Raw genomic sequence first — 2,941 nt, 5'->3', positions numbered from 1 at the left:
ATTAAGATAGGGATTCTCTTCAGGAAAAAAGATTAAATCAATGTTTTTATTATAATTTATATCAAAAGCCCAAGAGATTCTAAGGTTGCCTTTGAGTTTAAGAGTGTCGCCTCTTAATTTTTCTCTATAATCTTTAACAAGATAGCTCTTTTCAGTATCCGGAATTAGATATAACGACTGCATAGTTCCCCCTTTATTTTTATAAAATTCATCACTCAAATTAAAATCATTTGCAAAAGCTAAAGCAATGAAAAATAGTAAGTATTGTTTCATCTTACTCTATCGCTCTTAATCCATAGCTTAATAAATTCGCCATTTTGACGCTTATAGGCAACAAAGCTAAATTCTCCTTTATTTTGCAAGAGATTGATTTTATCTTTTGGAATTAAAAATAAATCATTGATTTTACACTTTTCATCGGGAGCAGAATAAAAGTAAGCTCTTTCTTTTGAATTTGCACCAATGATTTCATTTCGCATTAGAAAATCTACATTTAAATACTTATATTGATTTTGTAAAGCTGAAGTTTGAGCAAAATTACAATATTTCAAGCAGTCATTGAATTTATTTGCTAGATTCTGATTTATAACCAATTCTTTCTCTTGCATATTATCTTTAAGTGTTTGCGTCTTTATATCATATTCAAACCAAGTGATAGTGCCTGTGCCCTGAAATTCTTTGTTGTTTTTATCTCCCCAATCAAAAAATAGTTTTACTAGAATCTTATCATTATTCCAAGTATCAAATTCAAATGAGATATATTCCTTTAGCCATTGTATATTTTTATCCCCTCTATAAGTTTCAAATTCATAATTGCTCGTTTTTGCAATTTTAGTAAAAATCTCTACGCATTGCGGATTTGGTTGTGTAAGATTTTCAGAAAAATAGATTCTTGTTTCTTTGGGATTCTGAGCAAAAGTCGAAGTTAAAGATAATATAAAAACCATAAAGATTCTTTTCATTTTTTATCTCCTACAATTTCATCAACTATTCGGGCTTTAATCGGCTCAATAGCTTTTTTATATGCTTCTTGTGCTTGCGTTTGCACTGAGTGCCATCTCGCCCAATTTCCATTATGCTTATTGATATAATAAGCTTTATATTCCATTCCTGCTAAAACTGAAGGCATTACTATAAATTGCTTCTCTCTATCTTTAACTTGAGCGTTTCCTCCTTGCTCACTTAATCCCCTACCTTCATAAGCCGACCATATTCCTATTGGTTTATAGTTTGGATTTTGGTCAAAGAATTTACTATCCCAACCATAATAGGGAGCATTGCCAAATGCTTCCATACCACCTGTTCCTGTATGTTTATATTGTCCTGAATCAAAATGTGCTGTTTCGCTTCTATACATTTTTTCAATAATTCTTGCCATTTCTTCCCCATATTTATGATAAATAATCTTTAAAGCTTCTTTTGCATCATCTAAGGTATAAAGCCTTTCGTTCTTCTGCTCTATTTTTTTGCTTTCTTCCTTAAACTTATTGATTATCCTTACTTCTACATCTCTTGCGATAAATTCTTTTATATCTTGTTCATCGTTATTAATAGTGTTATTCTTTAATAAATTTGCTAAAATTTCCCTCATTGTCTCGCCGTTTATGATATTTAACGCAATTTTATCCCCAATCAACAAACAACCAGCGGAATGCTTTGGAGTTTTTCCATTATGAATAAGGATTGCCCTCTCTGCTCCTACAAAATCATTTTTAAGATTTAATACTTCACCAAATTTCGAACTATTCTTCCATACGACATTATACCTCCCACTAGGGATTCTAAGCTTAAGTTCTCCTCCTATACTATCAGGTCCATTTCTTTCTAAGATATAGGCATAAGGATTGCTTTTTGATAGGTTGTTTGGATTATAATATTCATATTGTTTTGTTTTCTCTCCTATGAGATTGCCATTGCTATCTACTCTTTTATTATCTAAATAAATATTCATTCTTGCTTTTGTAGATTCTGTAGTTTGTTTAAACCTCTCTATAACAATTAAGATTCTTTTTTGGTATTGGATTCTTAAAGGGATTATGGAATCTTTTTCTTGCTGTAAGTGTGTGGAATCCTCTTTGAGTTGTAAGTGTTGAAATAGATGGCATAATTCCTTTTTAAAATCACATTGGATACCTTGTAAGTTTAATTCATTAGGATTATAGGTAATCTTGATAGGATATACTCCCTCTTGAGTAGGTTTTGTAGAATCTTGTGTATGGATTCTATCGTTTGGCTCTTTATTGGTTTCATCATCATAATAATAAAACTTATTGGTGTTAGAATCTTGTATCTTAAATCTATTTCTTTTAGATTCTTGATTGGCATTAATAGGTTCTATTGGCATTCCACTTCTAGCTTCCCATTCCTTTAAGATTCTTTCATTTTCTAAAAGACTTAAGGTTTTTCCATCAAAGTCTAAGGCAAATCTAGTTTTTAATATCTTTAATTCTATGGAGGTTACTTTATCTTTTAAGACATTATTGTTTTGTTTATCATAAATGCAATAAGCATTTTGTTTGGAATCTGTGCTTTTATTAATTCCTATACTTGAATCATAAGCAAAGAAGATGATGTTTTTACCTACTAGATTATTTAAGGTCTTCTCATCAAATAAACTTTTAAGAGCAACTTTTATGCTTAAGCCTTTTTCTTGTAATTCTATATGATTCTCTTGTATAGTTTGAAAGGGAATCTTTTTAATGTCTTGATATTCCTTTGTTTCCTCACTAAAGCCTTGTTTTAAGTCTTTATTATATTTAATGGTTTTTCCTATCAATGGGAATGGTTCTCCCTTATCTTTTGTTCTTTTCTTTAATCTCCCTGTTTTTGTAAATTTCCCGTGATAACTCTCACTTACTATCTTAAAAGCCCAACAAATCTCTTCTTCTGCTATATCATTCAATTGTGATATATCTGTGATAATGGTTTTGGTGATGTTGCC

General features: G+C 30.4%; 3 protein-coding genes. All 3 read right to left on the bottom strand.

All coding sequences use genetic code 11. The features are described from left to right. On the bottom strand, nucleotides 1-183 hold a 183-nt coding region (locus LS69_RS09830; RefSeq protein ID WP_138124597.1), incomplete at its 3' end, for a hypothetical protein. Nucleotides 184-269: 86 nt separating this feature from the next. Next, on the bottom strand, nucleotides 270-962 hold the full coding sequence (locus LS69_RS09825; RefSeq protein ID WP_138124594.1) for a hypothetical protein: 693 nt from the start codon (nucleotides 960-962) through the stop codon (nucleotides 270-272). Then, nucleotides 959-2,941 (bottom strand): DUF5675 family protein (locus tag LS69_RS10625; protein ID WP_238699301.1); only part of this gene is annotated, 1,983 nt, incomplete at its 5' end. The genes LS69_RS10625 and LS69_RS09825, both read right to left, overlap by 4 nt.

The sequence above is a fragment of the Helicobacter sp. MIT 05-5294 genome (assembly GCF_000765675.1).
Classification (GTDB): Bacteria; Campylobacterota; Campylobacteria; order Campylobacterales; family Helicobacteraceae; genus Helicobacter_D.
Note: the sequence above shows the minus strand (reverse complement) of the source record. Positions and strands in the feature narration are given on the sequence as shown.